This is a genomic window from Serratia sp. Tan611, assembly GCF_905188235.1.
Lineage (GTDB): Bacteria > Pseudomonadota > Gammaproteobacteria > Enterobacterales > Enterobacteriaceae > Serratia_B > Serratia_B rhizosphaerae.
This window is the reverse complement of the sequence record NZ_LR994655.1, coordinates 923,553-943,622: the sequence shown is the minus strand read 5'-3', so window position 1 is coordinate 943,622 and position 20,070 is coordinate 923,553. Positions and strand designations below refer to the sequence as shown.

General features: G+C 54.2%; 20 protein-coding genes, 4 tRNA genes and 1 other RNA gene. 9 read left to right on the top strand and 16 right to left on the bottom strand.

All coding sequences use genetic code 11. The features are described 5' to 3' along the window. The first annotated feature begins 1 nt into the window (after nt 1). The 7 genes from TAN611_RS04340 to TAN611_RS04310 all read left to right on the top strand — a co-directional run bounded on the left by TAN611_RS04340 (nt 2) and on the right by TAN611_RS04310 (nt 6,244). On the top strand, nt 2-136 hold the full coding sequence (locus TAN611_RS04340; RefSeq protein WP_105229860.1) for a GpE family phage tail protein: 135 nt from the start codon (nt 2-4) through the stop codon (nt 134-136). Next, nucleotides 129-2,171 (top strand): phage tail tape measure protein, encoded by a 2,043-nt coding sequence (locus tag TAN611_RS04335; protein WP_203067323.1) that lies wholly within the window; start codon nt 129-131, stop codon nt 2,169-2,171. Before TAN611_RS04340 ends, TAN611_RS04335 begins: the two co-directional genes overlap by 8 nt. 12 nt (nt 2,172-2,183) lie before the next feature. Continuing rightward, nucleotides 2,184-2,666 carry a phage tail protein gene (locus TAN611_RS04330; RefSeq protein WP_203067322.1) on the top strand — a complete coding sequence of 161 codons (483 nt, stop codon included), beginning with the start codon at nt 2,184-2,186 and terminating at the stop codon, nt 2,664-2,666. Continuing rightward, nucleotides 2,663-3,814, top strand: coding sequence for a contractile injection system protein, VgrG/Pvc8 family (locus tag TAN611_RS04325; protein ID WP_203067321.1), 1,152 nt, complete (start codon nt 2,663-2,665; stop codon nt 3,812-3,814). Before TAN611_RS04330 ends, TAN611_RS04325 begins: the two co-directional genes overlap by 4 nt. 76 nt (nt 3,815-3,890) lie before the next feature. Continuing rightward, nucleotides 3,891-4,124 carry an ogr/Delta-like zinc finger family protein gene (locus TAN611_RS04320; RefSeq protein WP_105229856.1) on the top strand — a complete coding sequence of 78 codons (234 nt, stop codon included), beginning with the start codon at nt 3,891-3,893 and terminating at the stop codon, nt 4,122-4,124. A 3-nt stretch (nt 4,125-4,127) separates the two neighbouring features. After that, on the top strand, nt 4,128-4,694 hold the full coding sequence (locus TAN611_RS04315) for a phage tail protein I (RefSeq protein ID WP_105229855.1): 567 nt from the start codon (nt 4,128-4,130) through the stop codon (nt 4,692-4,694). An 11-nt stretch (nt 4,695-4,705) separates the two neighbouring features. Beyond that, nucleotides 4,706-6,244 carry a phage tail protein gene (locus TAN611_RS04310; protein ID WP_203067320.1) on the top strand — a complete coding sequence of 513 codons (1,539 nt, stop codon included), beginning with the start codon at nt 4,706-4,708 and terminating at the stop codon, nt 6,242-6,244. A gap of 219 nt (nt 6,245-6,463) precedes the next feature. Here the strand turns inward: TAN611_RS04310 and rplS are convergent, their stop codons facing one another. The 5 genes from rplS to ffh all read right to left on the bottom strand — a co-directional run bounded on the left by rplS (nt 6,464) and on the right by ffh (nt 10,076). Next, entirely contained in the window at nt 6,464-6,820 is a 357-nt protein-coding gene (rplS, locus tag TAN611_RS04305) for a 50S ribosomal protein L19 (RefSeq protein WP_004932484.1), read from the bottom strand. Between the two features lie 43 nt (nt 6,821-6,863). Continuing rightward, nucleotides 6,864-7,631: a tRNA (guanosine(37)-N1)-methyltransferase TrmD gene (trmD, locus tag TAN611_RS04300; protein ID WP_105229852.1), complete on the bottom strand. Its 768-nt coding sequence runs from the start codon at nt 7,629-7,631 to the stop codon at nt 6,864-6,866. Between the two features lie 52 nt (nt 7,632-7,683). After that, nucleotides 7,684-8,232: a ribosome maturation factor RimM gene (gene rimM, locus TAN611_RS04295; protein WP_105229851.1), complete on the bottom strand. Its 549-nt coding sequence runs from the start codon at nt 8,230-8,232 to the stop codon at nt 7,684-7,686. 18 nt (nt 8,233-8,250) lie between these two features. After that, nucleotides 8,251-8,499, bottom strand: coding sequence for a 30S ribosomal protein S16 (rpsP, locus tag TAN611_RS04290; protein WP_004712517.1), 249 nt, complete (start codon nt 8,497-8,499; stop codon nt 8,251-8,253). 215 nt (nt 8,500-8,714) lie between these two features. After that, a complete protein-coding gene (gene ffh, locus TAN611_RS04285; RefSeq protein ID WP_105229849.1) occupies nt 8,715-10,076 on the bottom strand; it encodes a signal recognition particle protein in 1,362 nt (453 codons plus the stop codon). Between the two features lie 167 nt (nt 10,077-10,243). Here ffh and TAN611_RS04280 point away from each other — a divergent pair, with 167 nt between their 5' ends. Next, complete coding sequence (locus TAN611_RS04280; protein WP_015671002.1) at nt 10,244-11,035, top strand: inner membrane protein YpjD; 792 nt, start codon at nt 10,244-10,246, stop codon at nt 11,033-11,035. Nucleotides 11,036-11,094: 59 nt separating this feature from the next. Beyond that, a complete protein-coding gene (locus TAN611_RS04275; RefSeq protein WP_203067319.1) occupies nt 11,095-12,384 on the top strand; it encodes an HlyC/CorC family transporter in 1,290 nt (429 codons plus the stop codon). 69 nt (nt 12,385-12,453) lie between these two features. Here the strand turns inward: TAN611_RS04275 and luxS are convergent, their stop codons facing one another. The 11 genes from luxS to alaS form a co-directional block, all read right to left on the bottom strand. Then, a complete protein-coding gene (luxS, locus tag TAN611_RS04270; RefSeq protein WP_105229847.1) occupies nt 12,454-12,969 on the bottom strand; it encodes an S-ribosylhomocysteine lyase in 516 nt (171 codons plus the stop codon). 167 nt (nt 12,970-13,136) lie between these two features. After that, a complete protein-coding gene (gene gshA / locus TAN611_RS04265; RefSeq protein ID WP_187043601.1) occupies nt 13,137-14,738 on the bottom strand; it encodes a glutamate--cysteine ligase in 1,602 nt (533 codons plus the stop codon). Between the two features lie 111 nt (nt 14,739-14,849). Continuing rightward, nucleotides 14,850-15,278, bottom strand: a complete 429-nt coding sequence (locus TAN611_RS04260) for a YqaA family protein (protein WP_105229845.1) — start codon at nt 15,276-15,278, stop codon at nt 14,850-14,852. Further along, nucleotides 15,275-15,841, bottom strand: coding sequence for a fructose-1-phosphate/6-phosphogluconate phosphatase (gene yqaB / locus TAN611_RS04255; protein ID WP_187043603.1), 567 nt, complete (start codon nt 15,839-15,841; stop codon nt 15,275-15,277). The genes TAN611_RS04260 and yqaB overlap by 4 nt, the downstream gene beginning before the upstream one ends. Nucleotides 15,842-16,003: 162 nt before the next feature. Further along, a non-coding RNA gene (locus TAN611_RS04250) (RtT sRNA) lies at nt 16,004-16,122 on the bottom strand. 28 nt (nt 16,123-16,150) lie between these two features. Then, nucleotides 16,151-16,227: transfer RNA gene (locus TAN611_RS04245), tRNA-Arg, on the bottom strand. Between the two features lie 50 nt (nt 16,228-16,277). After that, nucleotides 16,278-16,354 (bottom strand) — tRNA-Arg (locus TAN611_RS04240). 107 nt (nt 16,355-16,461) lie between these two features. After that, nucleotides 16,462-16,538 (bottom strand) — tRNA-Arg (locus TAN611_RS04235). Between the two features lie 3 nt (nt 16,539-16,541). Further along, nucleotides 16,542-16,634, bottom strand: a tRNA-Ser gene (locus tag TAN611_RS04230). Between the two features lie 312 nt (nt 16,635-16,946). After that, nucleotides 16,947-17,132 (bottom strand): carbon storage regulator CsrA, encoded by a 186-nt coding sequence (csrA, locus tag TAN611_RS04225; RefSeq protein WP_004091602.1) that lies wholly within the window; start codon nt 17,130-17,132, stop codon nt 16,947-16,949. 252 nt (nt 17,133-17,384) lie between these two features. Further along, nucleotides 17,385-20,012, bottom strand: a complete 2,628-nt coding sequence (gene alaS, locus TAN611_RS04220; RefSeq protein ID WP_105229843.1) for an alanine--tRNA ligase — start codon at nt 20,010-20,012, stop codon at nt 17,385-17,387. Between the last annotated feature and the right edge of the window lie 58 nt (nt 20,013-20,070).

Here is a 20,070-nt window from a genome sequence, read left to right as displayed (position 1 = left end):
CGTGGACGATCTGATGGCGGATATCGCAGTGATTTTTCACTGGCCGCCATCAGAGATGAACGGTATGGGGCTGGGGGAGTTGATCGACTGGCGTCGCCGTGCCCTTCAACGTAGTGGAGCAGAGACCAATGAGTAATCAACAGGCAGTCAACGATAGCACCATCAAGACCGCCAATCGTAATGTGATCCTGTCGACCAAACAGGTCCACTATGCGCAACGACAGCTCGCACAGCTGAAAAAGTTGGCGGCACTGAAGCGTCAGACTGACGATATTCAGCAACAGTTAAATAACAACCGGGCGGTGCGTACATCGCTGCCCGCCGCGATTTCCTCTATCGAGGATATTCAAACCGTCCAACAATTAAACTTCGACGACGTGCTCCAACGGGCACACCGTAAACTCCTCGCTTTCCAAAAGGGGCAGTTAAGTAAAAAGCTCGAAAAAAAAGGTTTCAACACCGCACGGCTGGACGAGGCGCAGCAACAGCAAAGCCAGCATCTGAATAATGCGCAGGCATCTCTGGGCGCCAACAAAGCTGAACAAAGCCGCCTGCGCCAGCAACATCGTGCGCAAATTTTTGCCAATCACGACCGTCGTCAGGGCCGTATTGATGCGCTGGGCAAATTTACCGAACCTGCCGCCGCAATCAGCAATCAGCTGTTTGCCGGCGGTAAGCAGTTGTTCACGCCCGGCGCGCAATTCGAGCAGCAGCTTTCCGCTCTGCAGGCACGGTTGGGATTAAAGCAAAACGATCCTCACTTGCTGGCGCTACAGCAGCAGGCCAGCCAACGACAAAACGGCGCGAATACGCCAGCCGATATACAGCAGGCGCAGGCGGCGCTGGCAAACAGCGGTTATGACGCCGAAGCCGTGCTGGCCGCCACGCCGGCCGCGTTGAATTTGGCCAAGGCGAGCGGCAGCAGCATTAAAGATGCGGTAAAAGCACTCACCGGCGTGCAACAGGCCTTTAAGCTGCCCGTCGATCAGGCCAACAACATCGCCGACGTCATGGCCAAAGCCAGTAACAGTTATGCACTTCCCCTGACGGATCTGAACAAACAGCTGTTATCGGCGGCGCCCGACGCGCTCAGCCGAGGGACTGGCCTGGAGCAAACGGCGGCGCAGCTGGCTCCGGCCGACAAACAGCTGGGCAACGTCGCGGGCGCCGCTCAGGCCATCGTGACGGTACGTGGCGACAACCTGGACGGCGATATCCAAAAGCTGTTCGCCAGCTGGGACCGCATTCGTATCAACCTTTTTGACGGACAGAACACCGCGCTGCGGGCACTGACGCAAACGGCGACCAAGTGGCTGGATACGCTACAGCAGTGGGTTACCAATAATCCGGATCTGACCGCAACGCTGATAACCGTTGCCGGCGCCGTATCCGTGCTGCTAGGCGGCCTGGGTTCCATCGGCACCTTTATTGTTCCGGCCCTCGGCGCCATCAATATGCTGATGAGCGGCGCCGCACTGCTCGGCGGTATTTTCACCGGTGTCGGCAGCGCCATCGCCGCCGCATTCGCCGCGCTTGGCCTCCCAATTATCGCTGTCATCGCCGCCGTCGTCGCGGGCGCGGCGGTAATTTATAAATATTGGCAGCCGATTTCTGCATTTATCGGCGGCATTATCGACGGCGTTCTTGAGGCGCTGGCGCCGTTTAAAACCCTCTTCGAGCCTATCGGTCAGGTGTTCAGCTTCGTGGTTGGCAAAATTAAGGAGTTCCTTACTCCGGTAAAAATGACGCAAGAAGGCTTAAACAAAATTTCAGACGTTGCGAGATCCCTGGGAAAAACCTTGGTTGAAGCCTTAACCGATCCGCTATCGCTAGTGAAAACTGCCAGCGATTACGTCGTCGGGTTGCTGGAGAAAGTGGGGGTAATCAAAAAAGAGGCAAAACAGGAAAACAGCCTGCCGTCGCCTGCAACGACCATATCGGAACACGATACCGTAATTAATCCGCCACGTTCCCCGTTGACGGCCTATCAACCGGCCCTAACGCCCGGCGCCGCCGTCACGGCCAATCATCGAACGGTGACCAATAACGTGACGATCCATACCACGCCGGGCATGGACCGCGAGGAAATACAGAATATCTATCATCAACTGAATCAGCAGCAGCAGCGGGAACAGGAGCGTGTAGCGCAATCCCAATTCGCCAATATTTAAGGAACCAACACTATGATGCTAACCCTTGGGATCTACGTATTTATGCTGCGTACTCTCCCCTACCAAACCATCAAACGTGACGTCACCTATCAGTGGCCGGAAAACAAACGCATGGGCCAACGTGCGACCTCGCAGTTTCTCGGCCCCGACGTCGAAACCATCACCCTGGCGGGACAGTTAATGCCGGAACTGACGGGAGGCCGCGTCTCGCTCGCCGCTTTGCAGGCAATGGCGGATCAGGGGCGCGCCTGGCCGCTGATTGAAGGGAGCGGAACGATTTACGGCATGTTTGTGATTCAACGATTAAGTCAGACCGGTACGCAGCTGTTCCCTGATGGCCAGCCAAGACAAATCAATTTTGATATCACGCTGAAACGCGTGGATGAGTCTCTGCACGCCATGTTTGGCGACCTGCGTACGCAGATGGAAGGCGTGTTACACAAAGCCGGAGCGTTGCTGGATAAGGCGCAGCAGGCAGCGGGGATTAATTCATGATAACCGACACCTCTCTGCCAATGGGGGGCAAGATTGCCCCTGATTTTATTATCACGCTGGACGACAAGGATATTACCGCGTCAATCGCACCCCGGCTGATTTCGCTGACGTTGAAAGACGTCAGCGGCTTTGCCGCCGACTCTCTGAGCATCACTTTGGACGATAGCGACGGCCAGCTCATCATGCCCAGACGCGGCGCGCTGTTAACACTTTATATCGGCTGGCAAGGTTCGGCGTTATTTGGACATGGCTCATTCGTCATTGACACCATTACCCACACCGGCGCACCGGACCAGCTGACAATATCGGCTAACAGCGCTGATTTTAGACGCTCACTTAACCAATTACGCAGCCAGTCTTATTCAGGTATCGAGCTGGGAGACATCATTAAACAAATATCGGAGCGCAACCAACTGCGCGCCCCTAATGTAGATGCCGAGATAAGCACAATAACCATTCCGCATATCGATCAGACCAATGAGTCAGACCTGCAGTTCCTGGTGCGGCTGGCGACGCTCAACGGCGCCAAGGTGAGTATTCGCTTCCAGAAAATTTCATTTAGCAAACCGGGAGCGGGCGGTGTCAGCAACGGTCAGCCGCTGCCCATAAGCGTTCTTACCCGCAATGATGGCGATCGGCATACCTTCAATATTGCGGATAAAAACGCCTATACCGGCGTCAGCGCCGTCTGGCTCAACACCGACAATCCTGACGAAGCGAGTAAAAAAATTCGTCTCGACCGTCAATTGCCCGGAGCTCAAAAAACAGCCTCTGCATCACCGCCGGCGACGTCAAACGCTCAGAAATCGCCAAATAACTACCTGCTTGGTGCTGCAGACAATGTATTCAATATCCCTAAACTATTTCGGGATAAAAATGCTGCGATGCGTGGCGCCGAGGCCGTATTCAAACGAATACAGCAAGGATTGGCCAAGTTCACCATCAACCTGGCTATCGGGCGTCCAGATCTGGTGCCAGACACGCCAATCATTGTCCGCGGCTTCAAATCACAGATTGATAGTCAGCGATGGCTCATCAACGCAATCACTCACAACCTGAGCAGCAGCGGCTACACCTGCACCTTGGACTTACAGGTGATGCTTGATGACGTCACGTACCACACAACAGAAACACGAACTCAAATTTGAGCTCGAAACTTGTATTTACAAGATTGAGGTGTAATATGAATATTACTGTTTGAATAAACACTAGAGGAATTTAATTATGATGCACTGTCCAGTATGCGGTAACGTCGCTCACACCCGTTCCAGTCGTTACCTGAGCGAATCAACCAAAGAACGCTATCACCAATGTCAAAACATCAACTGCAGCTGTACGTTTGCCACGCATGAGTCGGTTGCACGCGTCATCGTTAAGCGCGGTGATAACCCACAAGTGCCGGCGGCGGTAGCCACGGGCAAGGCACGCCCAGCGGCGCAGACTGCGGCCAAGAGGTAAACCATGCTGCCGTTTGACTCCGATTTACTGCCGACTCCGGCAACCAACCGGCTACTGCCGGTTGGTTCAGCACCGCTCGAAGTCGCCGCCGCACAGGCCTGCGCCGAACTGGAACACATATCGGTATCGCTGCGCGATTTATGGAACCCGGCAACCTGCCCAGCCAATTTATTGCCTTATTTGGCCTGGGCCTTTTCCGTCGATCATTGGGATGAAGCATGGCCGGAGGAGACAAAACGCAGCGTCATCGCATCATCCTTTTTTGTCCACCGGCATAAAGGAACGATCGGCGCGATACGCCGCGTGGTTGAACCGCTGGGTTACCTGATTAACGTTGACGAATGGTGGCACGGCGGCGATGACCCACCCGGTACTTTCCGGCTCAATATCGGCGTATTGGAAAGTGGCATCAGCGAAGAGATGTACCTTGAGATGGAACGCATGATCGCCGATGCCAAACCCGTAAGCCGGCATTTGATTGGCCTGACGATTTCACAAGCCGTGACAGGATATGCCTATACAGGCGCGGCGGCTATTGACGGTGATGTCACCACCGTTTACCCCGGATAGAGATAACCCGTATGACAAAATATAAAGCGATAGTGACCACTGCCGGCGCGGCAAAAATTGCCGCAGCAACGGCCGGCGGGACACAGTTAAAGATTACACACATGGCCGTCGGCGACGGCAATGGCACACTGCCCGAACCAACGCCAGAACAGACACAGCTGATTAACGAGCAATACCGCGCTGCGCTAAACGCATTGGATATCGCCAATGCGTCACAAAACCATATTGTCGCTGAACTGATCATCCCGGCAAACGTCGGCGGTTTCTGGCTGCGCGAGATGGGGCTGTTCGATGAGTCGGGCGAACTGATCGCCGTCGGCAATATGGCCGAAAGCTACAAACCCAAGCTGGAAGAAGGCAGCGGGCGTACGCAAACGCTGCGCATGGTCCTGGTTGTCAGCAGCATCAATGCCATCCAGATCATTGCCGGTGGTGATACCGTGCTGGCAAGCAGGGACTTTGTCGAAAAAGCCATATTGGAGCATGAAGGCTCACGCAATCATCCTGACGCCACCACCACGGTGAAAGGCTTCGTGATGTTGTCAAACGCAACCAACAGCCCGAGCGAAAGCAAGGCGGTAACACCGGCAGCGCTGAAACAGGTCAGTGATGCAGGATTAAAGAAAGCATCAAATCTGAGCGACCTGCAAAACAAAGAGGCAGCCCGCAGCAATCTGGCTCTGGGCACGGCAGCAATGCGTAATGTCGGTACGGAAACCGGACAGCTAATGGCTGCAGACGAAATAGACCGGCGCTATTTGAAAAAATCTGGCGATACAATGGATGGATCGCTCGAGTTAAAAAGCACGATCGCCGCGAATTACTACGAATCGATGCCGGATCAATACCCTGAGGGCAGCGGTGCATATGATGGGCAACTCAATTCAAAAGCACCGTTTTATCAGCCAGATTTTTACTGGCAAATAGCTCCTGGTGGGCATTACGTACCATTGGTGAAAGGACGCAGTACGAGAAAAAATAGAGGTTGGCCGACAGCGGTCAGTTACGGCTATCTGATACCGGAGCAAGATATGCACGCCCATCCAGTCATTCATGCGCAAGGTGATAGCGGTGTGAAATGTTCCTGGGAATTCAACACGATATCCGGAAAAATCACCAGCAAGGCTGGTGAATTCACACCAATTAATGAAACACTTAACACCATCTATCCCATTGGGATTGTCGTTCTGTTTGCGAATACAACGAATCCAAACACTGCTTTCCCTGGCCAACGCTGGGAGGATTTAAGCGCTAAAGGCTATGACACGCGTGTTCTGGCTTTAGGGTATAACCCACTAACAACAGGGGGAAGTAATAATGTGACCATTAGCGCTCATAACTTGCCAGACCACAGCCATAAGGGTGGAATGAATGCACCTGGCAAGTGGTATGACACTACCGTAACAGGTACTGACAATAGCGGGAATTATAAATTAGGTTTGACAACAAACACATATACCGACGGAACGGGAAATGAATTTGTCAGAAATGAACCGCTCAACGTTAGAAACGAGTATGTCCATATGCGTGGCTGGATGAGAGTTGGATAAAATATATCCTGTAACGCCACCGATTAAAAAGGCGGCCCTTTAACTGTCATTTACGAACGCATATGTACACCTATCAAAACCTGAAGATGATGTACGACCGTAAGCTCGAGGCCAGCAAACAAGACTTAAACCGGTAATGTCCCGTCAAAAAATGCCAATAAAAAAAGGGTCTGCCAGCAAGGCAGACCCTTTATTCACTATTAACTTTCGGATGCAGCGTTAGCCGACGCGGTTCAGACGCTCTTTGATACGAGCAGCCTTACCAGTACGCTCACGCAGGTAGTACAGTTTGGCTTTACGAACGGCACCACGACGTTTCACAGTAATGCTGTCGATTACTGGGGAGTGAGTCTGGAATACGCGCTCAACACCTTCGCCGTTGGAAATCTTACGAACAGTGAATGCAGAGTGCAGACCGCGGTTACGGATAGCGATAACCACGCCCTCGAATGCCTGCAGACGTTTTTTGCTACCTTCAACGACCCATACCTTAACTTCCACGGAATCACCCGGACGGAACGCAGGTACGTCTTGCTTCATCTGCTCTTGTTCAAGTTGCTTAATAATGTTGCTCATAATATGTCTCTTACCCTAGGTAAACTGATATATCGGCGTCGTCTTAGACGTTGCCTTCATAGTCCTGTTGCGAAGCCCGGTGTTCCCGTTGGAACTCGGCCAGCAACACCTCTTGCTCGTCAGTCAGAGCTAGGCTTTCTAGAAGTTCAGGTCTTCTAAGCCAGGTTCGGCCCAGCGACTGCTTTAAGCGCCAGCGACGTATCTCGGCATGGTTGCCCGACAGTAAAACCGGCGGTACTTCCATCCCTTCCAACACCTCAGGCCGGGTATAGTGCGGGCAATCCAGCAATCCGTCGGCAAAAGAGTCTTCTTCTGCTGACGCCTGACGTCCCAGCACGCCCGGAATAAATCGGGCGACAGAGTCGATCAGGGTCATTGCCGGCAGTTCCCCGCCGCTGAGAACGTAATCGCCGATTGACCACTCTTCGTCAATTTCGGTTTGGATCACGCGCTCATCGATCCCTTCGTAGCGGCCACACACCAAAATCATCTTTTGGTTGGCCGCCAATTCGCAAACGCCGGTTTGATCCAGCTTGCGCCCCTGAGGTGAAAGATAAATCACCTTTGCACCCTCGCCTGCCGCTGCCTTCGCAGCCGTGATGGCTTCCCGTAAAGGTTGCACCATCATCAGCATTCCCGGGCCGCCGCCGTATGGGCGATCGTCCACGGTACGATGCCGGTCGTAGGTGAAGTCACGCGGACTCCAACACTGGACGCTCAGCAGGCCATTCTTTACTGCCCGGCCAGTCACTCCGTAATCGGTGATTGCGCGAAACATTTCAGGAAACAGGCTTACAATACCAATAAACACAAGCCAATCTCCGTACCGTTATTCCGCTTGCTTCGACCACATGATCCGGAGGTCAAAAACCAGGATCCCAATCTGCCTCGATCACCTTGGCAGCGAGATCGACTTTCTTGATAACCTGCCCATGAAGGAACGGAATCAACCTTTCCTTCATACCGAATGCATCTTTCAGGTTTGCCCGCACGACCATTACGTCGTTTGATCCGGTTTCCATCATATCGATGACTTTGCCCAGATCGTAGCCGGAGGCGGTGACTACCTGGCAGCCCATCAGGTCTTTCCAGTAGTAATCATCCTCTTCCAACTGCGGAAGCTGATTGGAATCCACGACAATTTCGCAATTGGTCAGCAGATTCGCCTCATCCCGATCGTCAATGCCTTTCACCTTAACGATCAGATCCTGATTGTGACGACGCCAGCTCTCAAGCTCAACGTGCTGCCACTGACCCGCCTTCTGGATAAACCAGGGCTGATAGTCAAAAATGCTTTCGGCGTTTTCGGTGGATGAAAACACTCTGAGCCAACCACGAATGCCGTAACTGGAACCCAGTTTGCCGAGTACAATCGGCTGTTCAGGCACCAGCGGTTTATGTTGCTTGCTCATTGCCACCACCGCGACAGATTAAGCTGCTTTCTTAGCGTCTTTGATCAGCGCAGAAACGCGATCAGAAACGGTTGCACCCAGGCCGACCCAATGTTCGATACGGTCCAGGTCCAGACGCAGTGCTTCAGCCTGACCAGAAGCGATCGGGTTGAAGAAGCCTACGCGCTCGATGAAGCGACCGTCACGAGCGTTGCGGCTGTCGGTCACTACTACTTGATAAAACGGACGCTTTTTAGCGCCGCCACGTGCCAAACGAATTGTTACCATAACATCCTCTTTAGTTAATAAAACAGCCGGGCCCCATTGAGGGACGGGGCCCGGTTGCAATATAAAAAGCCCGAAAATTTTACTCATTTTGGCGCAAAAAGCAATCTAAAGCGTAGATCACCGCTAATTCGTTTTGGCGCCATCACACTTTCGGGCATTTTTTTGCCGCAAGCGGCAATACGGTCAGCGCCGAGATCTCCAGGAGATCGCGACGCTTAGCGGCCCGGGAAGCCCGGCGGCATCATGCCTTTCATGTTGCGCATCATCTTCGCCATGCCGCCCTTTTTCATCTTCTTCATCATGCGCTGCATTTCGTCAAACTGCTTGAGTAGACGGTTAACGTCCTGCACCTGCATGCCGGAACCCATCGCGATGCGGCGCTTGCGCGAGCCTTTGATGATTTCCGGTTTGGCGCGCTCTTTCTGCGTCATCGAGTTGATGATCGCTTCCATACGCACCAGCACCTTGTCGTCCATCTGCGATTTGACGTTATCCGGCAGCTGGCCCGCGCCCGGCAGTTTGCTCAGCATGCTGGCCATACCACCCATATTGCGCATCTGCTTCAGCTGATCCAGGAAGTCGGTCAAATCGAAGCCGTCGCCCTTTTTCAGCTTGCTGGCCAGTTTTTCAGCCTGCTCGCGGTCAACCTTGCTCTCGATATCTTCGATCAGCGACAGCACGTCGCCCATGCCGAGAATGCGCGAGGCAACGCGATCCGGGTGGAACGGCTCCAGCGCTTCGGTTTTCTCGCCGACGCCCAGGAATTTGATCGGTTTGCCGGTGATGTGACGAATGGACAGCGCGGCACCGCCGCGTGCATCGCCGTCAACCTTGGTCAGCACCACGCCGGTCAGCGGCAGCGCTTCATTAAAGGCTTTCGCGGTATTGGCGGCGTCCTGACCGGTCATGGCGTCAACCACAAACAGCGTTTCCACCGGGTTAATCGCCGCGTGCACCTGTTTGATTTCGTCCATCATCGCTTCGTCGACGTGCAAACGGCCGGCGGTATCGACGATCAGCACGTCATAGAACTTCAGCTTCGCCTGCTGCAGCGCGCGGTTGACGATATCAATCGGCTTGTCTTTGGCGTCGGACGGGAAGAAGTCGATGCCGACGTTTTCGGCCAGGGTCTCCAGCTGTTTGATCGCCGCAGGGCGATAAACGTCGGCAGACACCACCAGTACTTTCTTCTTCTGTTTCTCTTTCAGGAATTTGCCGAGCTTACCGACGCTGGTGGTTTTACCGGCGCCCTGCAGGCCCGCCATCAGCACCACCGCCGGCGGCTGTGCCGCCAGGTTCAGTTCGGTGTTCACCTCGCCCATCGCGGCGATCAGCTCGCCCTTGACGATTTTGACGAACTCCTGCCCCGGCGTCAGGCTCTTGTTGACTTCATGACCGACCGCGCTCTCTTTCACGCGATTGATAAAGTCCCGCACCACCGGCAGCGCCACGTCGGCTTCCAGCAATGCCATGCGCACTTCGCGCAGGGTTTCCTTGATATTCTCTTCTGTCAGCCGCCCGCGGCCGCTGATATTGCGCAGTGTGCGCGATAATCGATCGGTTAAATTTTCAAACATCGTCTCAGGCTCAACGTAATGACAGGCCGCCATGGCGACACAATTGCGGCGATTATAACACGAAGCGTTAACGATCTCTGCCTCAGCGTTGGAGATCGGTTGGAGTGCGGCGCGCTCAACGCTATACTGACCGTTCGATTAACCACGCCGATGCCTAAAATAACGCTATGCCAGTATTTTCCATCGTGGCTTTGATAGCCTACCTGCTCAGCCTTGGACTGATCATTCCCAGCTTGTTGCGGCAGAATAGCGCATACCGTCGGCTTGCCATCATTTCCGCCGTGGTGGCGCTGGTCAGCCATGCCATTGCGCTGCAACAGCGGGTATTCGACGTCAGCACCGGGCAAAACCTGAGCCTGCTGAATATTGGATCCATCGTCAGCCTGATCATCTGCACCGTGATGACGATTGTCGCTTCACGCAACCGTGGCTGGTTCCTGCTGCCGATCGTCTACAGCTTCGCCATGATTAATCTGGCCTTCGCCAGCCTGCTGCCCGGAGAGTTTATCACTCACCTGGAGGCCAGCCCCGAACTGATGGTGCATATCGGCCTGGCGCTGTTCGCCTACGCCACGTTGATTATCGCCGCGCTGTACGCGCTGCAGCTGGCGTGGCTCGATTATCTGCTGAAGAACAAAAAGCTCAGTTTCAGCGCAGATATGCCGCCGCTGATGAGCATTGAACGTAAAATGTTTCATATCACGCAGATCGGCGTGGTGTTGCTGACGCTGACCCTGTGCACCGGGCTGCTGTATATGGATAATCTGTTCAGCAAAGAGAACGTGCACAAGGCGGTGCTGTCGATCATGGCATGGTTTGTCTATATCGTTCTGCTGTGGGGCCATTACCATGAAGGCTGGCGCGGTCGCCGCGTGGTCTGGTTCAGTTTCGCCGGGGCGTTCTTACTCACGCTGGCCTATTTTGGCAGCCGACTCATTCAGGAAATCATGGTGCGCTGAGCGCGCCATGCCTCATTCACCCATGAGGCAATCTTTCTCCATATATAAGGAATCTCGCGTTGGAGCACGTTTCGACAGCCACCCTAATCATCATTCTGGTGATCATGATTGTGGTTTCCGCTTATTTTTCAGCTTCCGAAACCGGCATGATGACGCTCAACCGCTATCGTCTTCGTCACCTTTCCAAACAGGGCAACCGATCTGCCCGCCGGGTAGAGAAGCTGCTGCAAAAGCCTGACCGCCTGATCGGACTGGTGCTGATCGGCAACAACCTGGTGAACATTCTGGCCTCGGCGTTGGCGACCATCGTCGGGATGCGTCTGTACGGCGATCTGGGCGTGGCCATTTCCACCGGCGTACTCACCTTCGCCGTCCTGCTGTTCGCCGAGGTGCTGCCGAAAACCTTTGCCGCCCTGTACCCAGAGCGCATCGCGTTCCCCAGCAGCATGCTGCTGGCGCCGCTGCAAAAAGTGATGTTCCCGCTGGTCTGGGTGCTTAACGGCATTACCAGCATGGTGCTGCGGCTGTTCGGCATCCGCATGAATCAGCAAATCAGCGACGCGGTCAGTAAAGAAGAGCTGCGTACCATCGTGAACGAATCCCACTCGCAGATTTCACGCCGCTATCAGGATATGCTGATTTCGGTGCTCGATCTGGAGAAGGTCACGGTGGAAGACATCATGGTGCCGCGCAATGAGATCATGGGCATTGACGTCAATGACGACTGGAAGTCCATCATGCGCCAGCTGACGCACTCGCCGCACGGCCGCATCGTGCTGTACCGCGATTCGCTGGACGACGCCATCGGCATGCTGCGCGTGCGTGAAGCCTACCGTCTGATGACGGAAAAGAACGAGTTTAATAAAGAAAATCTGCTGCGCGCCGCCGATGAAATCTACTACGTACCGGAAGGCACGCCGCTGAATGTACAGCTGGTCAAATTCCAGCGGAATAAAGAGAAAGTGGGCATCGTCGTTGATGAATACGGTGATATTCAGGGGCTGGTCACGGTGGAGGATATCCTGGAAGAGATCGTCGGCGACTTTACCACCTCCATGTCCCCGACGCTGGCAGAGGAAGTCACGCCGCAAAGCGACGGTTCCATACTGATCGACGGCACAGCCAACGTGCGGGAGCTGAACAAGGCCTTCAACTGGAACCTGCCGGCCATTGAAGCGCGCACCATCAACGGACTGCTGCTTGAAGAGCTGGAAGAGATTCCGGAAAGCGGCACCCGCATCCGCATTGGCCACTATGATTTTGACATTCTGGACGTGCAGGACAATATGATTAAACAGGTGCGCGTCACACCAATCAAGCCGCTGGAGGAGAGCGTGCAAAATAGCTAGCGCCCTCTGTCTGCCATCCATAAAAAAGACGCGATAATCGCGTCTTTTTTATTGCCTGCCAACGCCCTATCAGATGTGCAGTTCCTGCAATTTATCTGCCGGCAGCGCCAGTTCGTCATTGCGGTTCACTACCACGTCGCGATCCAGAATATGCTTGGCGATATCCTGCGCTTCCTGCAGCGAGTGCATCTCGTAAGTCCCGCACTGGAATTCATTCAGCTCAGGGATTTTACGCTGGTCGGTCACCTTCAGCACGTCCGCCATCGCCGCTTTCCAGGCGTCGGCAACGCGTTGCTCGTCCGGCACGCCGATCAGGCTCATATAAAAGCCGGTGCGACAGCCCATCGGCGAGATATCAATGATCTCTACGCCCTGGCCATTCAGGTGATTACGCATAAAGCCCGCGAACAGGTGCTCCAGCGTATGGATACCGCGCTCAGGCATCACTTCTTTGTTTGGGATGCAAAAACGCAGGTCAAACACGGTGATGGTATCGCCATGAGGAGTTTTCATGGTTTTCGCAACGCGGACAGCCGGGGCTGCCATGCGAGTGTGGTCTACGGTAAAGCTATCCAGCAGTGGCATGTTGTCACCTCCTCGTAAAAGAAAAATTATTTAGGATTTTTTTTAGCGATCCAAGGAAACCTTTTCCCACCCTGCGGGTCTCAGTATATGAAAGACGCGCATTTGTTATCATCATCCCTGTCATCAGAGATGCATATTTGGCCACATTGATGTGGCCTTTTTCTTTTTCAGCCCCCGCCGTTTGCCTTCAGGAACTGTTCAAAGCTTAGCGTATCCGCCGCTTCTACGTCGCGCTGTCGCTGCCATGACTCACGTGATTCTTGTGTAAACAGCTCGTCGCTAAGAATTTCCAGCGGTTCAGACTGCAGCATCTGGCGATAATGTTCCGCCAGTTCAAGACCCACCTTACCGGTTCCGTCTTCCAGCATCGCCTTTAAAATACGGGCGGAGAACGTCTGCTCCGGATCGTCAAAAGCGGCAACCAGTTGATCGCACACCTGCTGGTACGCCCGGTCGCCGGCTTCGCTGTCCAGCACTTCCGCCACGCGCCGCAGATCGGCAAATAATGCTTTCCCCACCTGCACCAGCGGCTTACGCGTATCGTTACAACCGATGCCGATGGTTTGCCCCGGTTTACGGCCTTCCAGAATCACCCGGTTCCAGTTTTTACGCGTACACAGCAGTTCATCGCTGCTCATTTCCGGCGCATCCGCCAGGGTGCACCAGATCAGGAACAGGTCAAGGAAACGTGCCTGTACCGCATCAACGCCAATCGGCGAGAATGGGTTAATATCCAACGAACGCACTTCAATATATTCAATACCGCCGCGCAGCAAGGCATCGGACGGCGTTTCGCCGCTGCGGGTCACGCGCTTGGGACGAATCGGCGCATACAGCTCATTTTCAATCTGCAGCACATTGGTGTTCAGCTGCAGATAATGGTCGCCTTGTTTCACGCCTAACTGAGCAAACTCTTCCGACGGCGTCGCAATCGCCTTTTTCAACCCCTGGACATAGCTGTGCAGGTCATTGAAGGTAATACCCAGATTGCTTTGCGACTTGTTGGTATAACCCAGGTCGCTCAGACGCAGCGAGGTTGCATACGGCAGATACAGCATGCCGCGTCCGTTGCTTTCAAACGGCAGCGAGGTTTCCCGCCCTTTCAGGAACGAGGAGCAAATAGCCGGCGATGCACCAAACAGATAAGGGATCACCCAGCCGAACCGGTAATAGTTGCGGATCAGACGGAAATAACCGGCGGAGATTTGCTCTTTGCCACTTTCCGCATCCTCAACCCCCGCCCAGGCCTGCCAGAACTCCATCGGCAGCGAGAAGTTATAGTGAACGCCGGAGATGGTCTGCATCAAGGCGCCATAGCGATTCTTCAGCCCTTCGCGGTACAGCGTTTTCATCCGGCCGATATTTGATGAACCGAACTGCGCCAGTTCAATATCCTGCTCAGCGCCGATAAAACACGGCATACTCAGCGGCCACATACGCTCTTCGCCAATATTGCGCGCCACATAGCGGTGGATGTCGCGTAAAAACGTCAGCAGGTGATCGATATTGTCATCAACCGGCGTAATAAACTCTAACAGCGCTTCGGCAAAGTCCGTGGTAATCCAATGGTGCGTTAATGCCGCCCCCAGATGTTCCGGATGTCCGGTTGTTGCCAGCTTGCCATCCGCCGTCACGCGTAGCGTTTCACGCTCAATACCGCGGCGGATGCCTTTTAATGCCTGAGGGTGGGCTTCCAACCAAGAAAGCGCCTGTGATACGTCCGGGATCAAATTGACCTCCCGCTCCAAAAAACGATTACTCGTAAGCATACTAAAACCACGCCCGAAGAATATTGTATTCATTCCCGCTAATTTCAGTTGCGGCAACGCATGCGCAGTCCGCCATCAATCTGAAACCTTCCGGGGTTATGTTTAACTTCGTTAGTGCCACCAGGAAATCCCCTGTAGCGTTATCATAGTCAAAATGACGTAACGCAGCGCCTTTCCGATCGCCAGAAACAGCACAACAGATCCCCATGGCATGCGCAGCCAGCCTGCCAACACGCACAACAAATCGCCCACTACCGGCAACCAACTGAGCAACAGCGCAGCCGGGCCAAAGCGTTGTAACCAGCGCAGTGCCGTTTCCAGCCCGCGTTGCGGCTTCAACGCCGGTAACAGGCGCCCGATAATCACATTCGTCAGTCCGCCAAGCGTATTGCCCAAAGCAGCCGCCAGCACCAGCCATTCCGGTGCAACACGGCTTTTAGTCAGCAAGGCGACCAAAAGAATTTCTGAATTTCCCGGCAGCAGCGTCGCACTGAGAAAACTGCTGCCGAATAATGAAAATAGCGTTAGCGTACTACTCACAACGTACGGACGTCTACCACCGCCATATTGGCGCTGCGTGCCGCCTGAATGCCGAAGTCGGCGTCTTCAAACACTACGCACTGTTCCGGCGCTACGCCGATCAACTCCGCACAGCGCAGGAAGGTGTCCGGCTCCGGCTTGTGACGCTGGACGTCATCGGCACCGACAATCGCGTCAAAGCACTGATACAGCCCCAGATGACGCAGCAGTCTCTCCGCCATACGGTGTTCACTGCCGGTGCCCACCGCCATTGGGCGGCGCCCGTGATAAGACTTCACCACCTCAACCAACGGCAACGGACGCACGCTATCGAGCAACATCGCTTCTACCGCACGAGTTTTCTCCGCGGCGAGCTGATGAGGATCGAGATCGGCCTGCTGAGCGGCAAGAATCGCCTCGGCGATGCGCCAGGACGGCGAACCGTTCAGTGCCACCACGGCAGACTCGTCAAATGTCATGCCATAGCGCCCCAGCACGTCACGCCACGCTTGCCGGTGTGTAGGTTCGGTATCCAGAATCGTGCCGTCCATGTCAAAGATCAGACCTTGGTAGCGATCGTACATCGTTACTCCATGATCATTGAGGAAAGAAAACTACTTTATCGCAAAGCAGGGAAATTGTCGCCGATCGCGTGATGTCGGAAAATGCCGCGTTGTGGGTAAGGGTTTCAGAACGGGAGCGGTTTGCAGAAAGCGAAAAACCCGCCGAAGCGGGTTTCTCTTAGATGGTGCATCCGGGAGGATAATTCGGCTGCGCCTCCCCTGCGGGCCGTTGCTCACGCAACGTTGTCTCGCTGCGCTCGGCTCGAACCTCCCACCGCTCTCCTCGCGGTCGGAAAAGCGAAAAACCCGCCGAAGCGGGTTTCTCTTAGATGGTGCATCCGGGAGGATTCGAACCTCCGACCGCTCGGTTCGTAGCCGAGTACTCTATCCAGCTGAGCTACGGATGCATTGTCTATTTTTGCTTGCCTGACAAGACAATCAGGAAAGACTTGAAGAATGGTGCATCCGGGAGGATTCGAACCTCCGACCGCTCGGTTCGTAGCCGAGTACTCTATCCAGCTGAGCTACGGATGCACAGTAATTCTTTTTGATACCGTATGGTATTTTGTTACTCACCCTACCATACTGCTCTATGGCGTGACACAGGTCTGAATTACGACGTTCAAACACATGTCTAAATATGGTGCATCCGGGAGGATTCGAACCTCCGACCGCTCGGTTCGTAGCCGAGTACTCTATCCAGCTGAGCTACGGATGCAAATGGCGGTGAGGCGGGGATTCGAACCCCGGATGCAGCTTTTGACCGCATACTCCCTTAGCAGGGGAGCGCCTTCAGCCTCTCGGCCACCTCACCAACACGCTTCTTTCGAATTGTGCCTAACTCGCTTTAGAGAAGCTCATCGGCACTGCGTGGCGCACATATTACTTTCCCCGACTTATAAGTCAAACAATTTTTCCCAACTTATTTTTGTTTGCACACTTCGCAGGCAATATGGGCAATTACACGGCAAAAAGGGTGTTTTATCAACAGACAAACGGCGATATCCGTGCAACAACCTGAATAGCGCTCAGAGAAAAAATTATCAGCGAGGGGAAGAAAAACGGCGTCGGAAAGGAGAAAAAAGGCAGAAGCGTCCCGTTAGGCAACGAGACGCTACGATTGAAATCAGTAAGTCGTCTGCTGAGACTTCTCTGCCTGGATACGTTGATAGATTTCTTCCCGGTGTACGGACACTTCTTTCGGAGCATTCACACCAATACGAACCTGGTTGCCTTTTACCCCTAGCACTGTGACCGTAACCTCATCGCCAATCATGAGGGTTTCACCAACTCGACGAGTCAGAATTAACATTCTTTGCTCCTTGAAAGATTAAAAGAGTCGGGTCTCTCAGTTTCCCCGCCATTATCCATCATATGTGGTGAAAAAGTAAGCCATAGAACCCACAGTAAATGTAAGTAGACTTGGTATCACCCCAGTTAATGATAAGTTTAGCCGACCTGAAAAACTTTGTTCCCGTTATTATAACCACATTGTTTTAGCACGCTGAAAAAACGCCATAATCAACAATGAGTTATGGCGTTCAGCGAGGCTATTTATTTATATTCACAGTTTCGAAGCCACCCAGGCTTCTACGCTGCCTAATGCCGCAGGCAAGGCGTTGACGTCGCTTCCCCCCGCTTGCGCCATATCCGGACGACCACCGCCCTTGCCACCTACCTGCTGGGCGACGCTGCCAATCAGCTCGCCGGCTTTTACCCGGTCGGTCAGATCTTTGGTCACGCCAGCAATCAGGCTGACTTTACCGTCAGCAACCGTAGCCAGAACGATGATTGCAGAACCCAGTTGATTTTTCAGATCGTCAACCATGGTTCGCAGCATTTTCGGTTCGACGTTATCCAACTGGCTAACCAGCAGTTTCACACCGTTGACCAATTGCGCTTTGCTGGACAGTGAAGCGCTTTCCGACGCCGCCTGCTGGTCTTTAAGCTGTTGCAGCTCTTTTTCCAGCACGCGAGAGCGATCGAGCACCGCACGCACTTTGTCCGTCAGGTTGTTGCTATCACCTTTCACCAGGTGGGCAACCTCCTGCAGTAAATCACTCTGCTGATGCAGTGAAGCAATTGCACCTTCGCCGGTTACCGCTTCAATACGACGAATCCCCGCAGCCGTACCAGACTCGCTCTGAATACGGAACAGGCCGATATCGCCGGTGCGGGCCGCATGCGTACCGCCGCAAAGCTCGGTAGAGAAGTCGCCCATGGTCAGTACGCGCACATGGTCGTCGTACTTCTCACCAAACAGCGCCATGGCGCCCTTCTCTTTTGCATCATCCAGCGCCATCACCTCGGTCTGCACCGGCAGATTACGACGAATCTGCTGGTTGACCAAATCTTCCACCGCACGCAGCTGTTCAGGTTTTATCGCTTCAAAATGAGAGAAGTCGAAACGCAGATACTTATCGTTAACCAGTGAGCCTTTCTGCGCTACGTGTTCGCCCAGCACCTGGCGTAACGCCGCGTGCAGCAGGTGAGTGGCAGAGTGGTTCAGGCGAATGCGGTTACGACGCGCCTGGTCAATCTCGGCGGCAACGCTGTCGCCGACCTTCAGCGAACCTTGTACCAATTTGCCCTGATGGCCGAGCGCCTGACCATATTTTTGCGTATCGCCGACGACAAATTCCGCCGCCGAAGCTTTCAACACGCCTTTATCGCCAACCTGGCCGCCAGACTCACCATAAAACGGCGTACTGTCCAGCACCACCACGGCTTCTTCACCGGCAGCGATAGCATCAACGGGCTGGCCATCACGGAACAGCGCGGTAACCTTGGCCTGCTGCTTATCATGGTCATAGCCGCAGAACTCGCTGGCGCCATCAACGCGAATCATGCTGTTGTAATCCGCACCAAAACCGCTGGATTCACGAGCACGGCGGCGCTGCGCTTCCATCGCCTCGTCAAAACCGGCCTCATCAACTTTCAGACCGCGCTCGCGGCAAACGTCAGCGGTCAGGTCAACCGGGAAGCCGTAGGTGTCATACAGACGGAAAGCCGTTTCGCCATCCAACGTATCGCCCTGCAACTTGGACAGCTCATCGTCCAGCAGCGCCAGACCACGCTCCAGCGTACGGGCAAACTGCTCTTCTTCTGTTTTCAGCACCTGCTCGACCATCGCCTGCTGACTCTTCAGCTCTTCGGCTGCCGGCCCCATCACCTCGATTAACGGTGCAACCAGTTTATAGAAGAAGGTCTCTTTCGCCCCCAGCATATTGCCGTGACGTACCGCGCGACGAATGATGCGGCGCAGTACATAGCCACGGTTTTCGTTAGACGGGATAACGCCATCGGAAACCAGGAAAGCGCAAGAACGAATATGGTCGGCGATAACGCGCAGAGATTTGTTATCCAGATCGGTCGCGCCGGTCACTTTGGCGACCGCAGCGATCAGGGTGCGGAACAGGTCGATTTCGTAGTTGGAATTAACGTGTTGCAGTACCGCGGTAATGCGCTCCAGCCCCATGCCGGTATCCACCGACGGTTTAGGCAACGGCAACATTGTGCCGTCAACCTGCCGGTTGAACTGCATGAAGACGATATTCCAGATCTCGATATAACGGTCACCATCCTCTTCCGGACTCCCCGGAGGGCCACCCCAGATATGATCGCCGTGATCGTAGAAAATTTCGGTACACGGACCGCACGGGCCGGTGTCGCCCATCTGCCAGAAGTTATCGGAAGCAAATGGCGCCCCCTTGTTGTCGCCGATGCGAATGATGCGTTCGGCAGGAATACCGATTTCGTTCTGCCAGATATCAAACGCTTCATCATCGGTTTCGTAGACGGTCACCCACAGCTTTTCTTTCGGCAGGTTAAACCAGTTTTCACCGGTCAGCAGCTCCCAGGCATAGGCGATAGCATCACGTTTGAAGTAATCACCGAAGCTGAAATTGCCCAGCATTTCGAAGAAGGTGTGGTGACGAGCGGTGTAACCGACGTTTTCCAGGTCATTATGCTTACCACCCGCGCGAACGCAGCGCTGAGAGGTGGTCGCGCGGGTATAGGCGCGTTTGTCCAGCCCCAGGAAAACATCTTTGAATTGGTTCATACCGGCGTTGGTAAACAGCAACGTCGGATCATTGTTAGGCACCAGGGAGCTGCTTGCTACGACCTGATGACCTTTACTATGAAAGAAATCGAGAAACGCTTGACGGATCTCAGCGGTGCTCTTGCTCATATTTTTCCCGGAAAGACTAGAATAACGATACGTGAACAGGGCGCGCGTCATCCTTACG

Bases quoted from the DNA above. Each gene is read 5' to 3' on its own strand.
- yqaB (WP_187043603.1), bottom strand. From the start codon at position 15,841: ATGTACGATCGCTACCAAGGTCTGATCTTTGACATGGACGGCACGATT.
- ffh (WP_105229849.1), bottom strand. From the start codon at position 10,076: ATGTTTGAAAATTTAACCGATCGATTATCGCGCACACTGCGCAATATC.
- TAN611_RS04330 (WP_203067322.1), top strand. From the start codon at position 2,184: ATGATGCTAACCCTTGGGATCTACGTATTTATGCTGCGTACTCTCCCC.
- rplS (WP_004932484.1), bottom strand. From the start codon at position 6,820: ATGAGCAACATTATTAAGCAACTTGAACAAGAGCAGATGAAGCAAGAC.
- luxS (WP_105229847.1), bottom strand. From the start codon at position 12,969: ATGCCACTGCTGGATAGCTTTACCGTAGACCACACTCGCATGGCAGCC.
- TAN611_RS04325 (WP_203067321.1), top strand. From the start codon at position 2,663: ATGATAACCGACACCTCTCTGCCAATGGGGGGCAAGATTGCCCCTGAT.
- TAN611_RS04320 (WP_105229856.1), top strand. From the start codon at position 3,891: ATGATGCACTGTCCAGTATGCGGTAACGTCGCTCACACCCGTTCCAGT.
- TAN611_RS04335 (WP_203067323.1), top strand. From the start codon at position 129: ATGAGTAATCAACAGGCAGTCAACGATAGCACCATCAAGACCGCCAAT.
- gshA (WP_187043601.1), bottom strand. From the start codon at position 14,738: ATGCTTACGAGTAATCGTTTTTTGGAGCGGGAGGTCAATTTGATCCCG.
- alaS (WP_105229843.1), bottom strand. From the start codon at position 20,012: ATGAGCAAGAGCACCGCTGAGATCCGTCAAGCGTTTCTCGATTTCTTT.
- TAN611_RS04280 (WP_015671002.1), top strand. From the start codon at position 10,244: ATGCCAGTATTTTCCATCGTGGCTTTGATAGCCTACCTGCTCAGCCTT.
- TAN611_RS04315 (WP_105229855.1), top strand. From the start codon at position 4,128: ATGCTGCCGTTTGACTCCGATTTACTGCCGACTCCGGCAACCAACCGG.
- csrA (WP_004091602.1), bottom strand. From the start codon at position 17,132: ATGTTAATTCTGACTCGTCGAGTTGGTGAAACCCTCATGATTGGCGAT.
- rpsP (WP_004712517.1), bottom strand. From the start codon at position 8,499: ATGGTAACAATTCGTTTGGCACGTGGCGGCGCTAAAAAGCGTCCGTTT.
- TAN611_RS04310 (WP_203067320.1), top strand. From the start codon at position 4,706: ATGACAAAATATAAAGCGATAGTGACCACTGCCGGCGCGGCAAAAATT.
- rimM (WP_105229851.1), bottom strand. From the start codon at position 8,232: ATGAGCAAGCAACATAAACCGCTGGTGCCTGAACAGCCGATTGTACTC.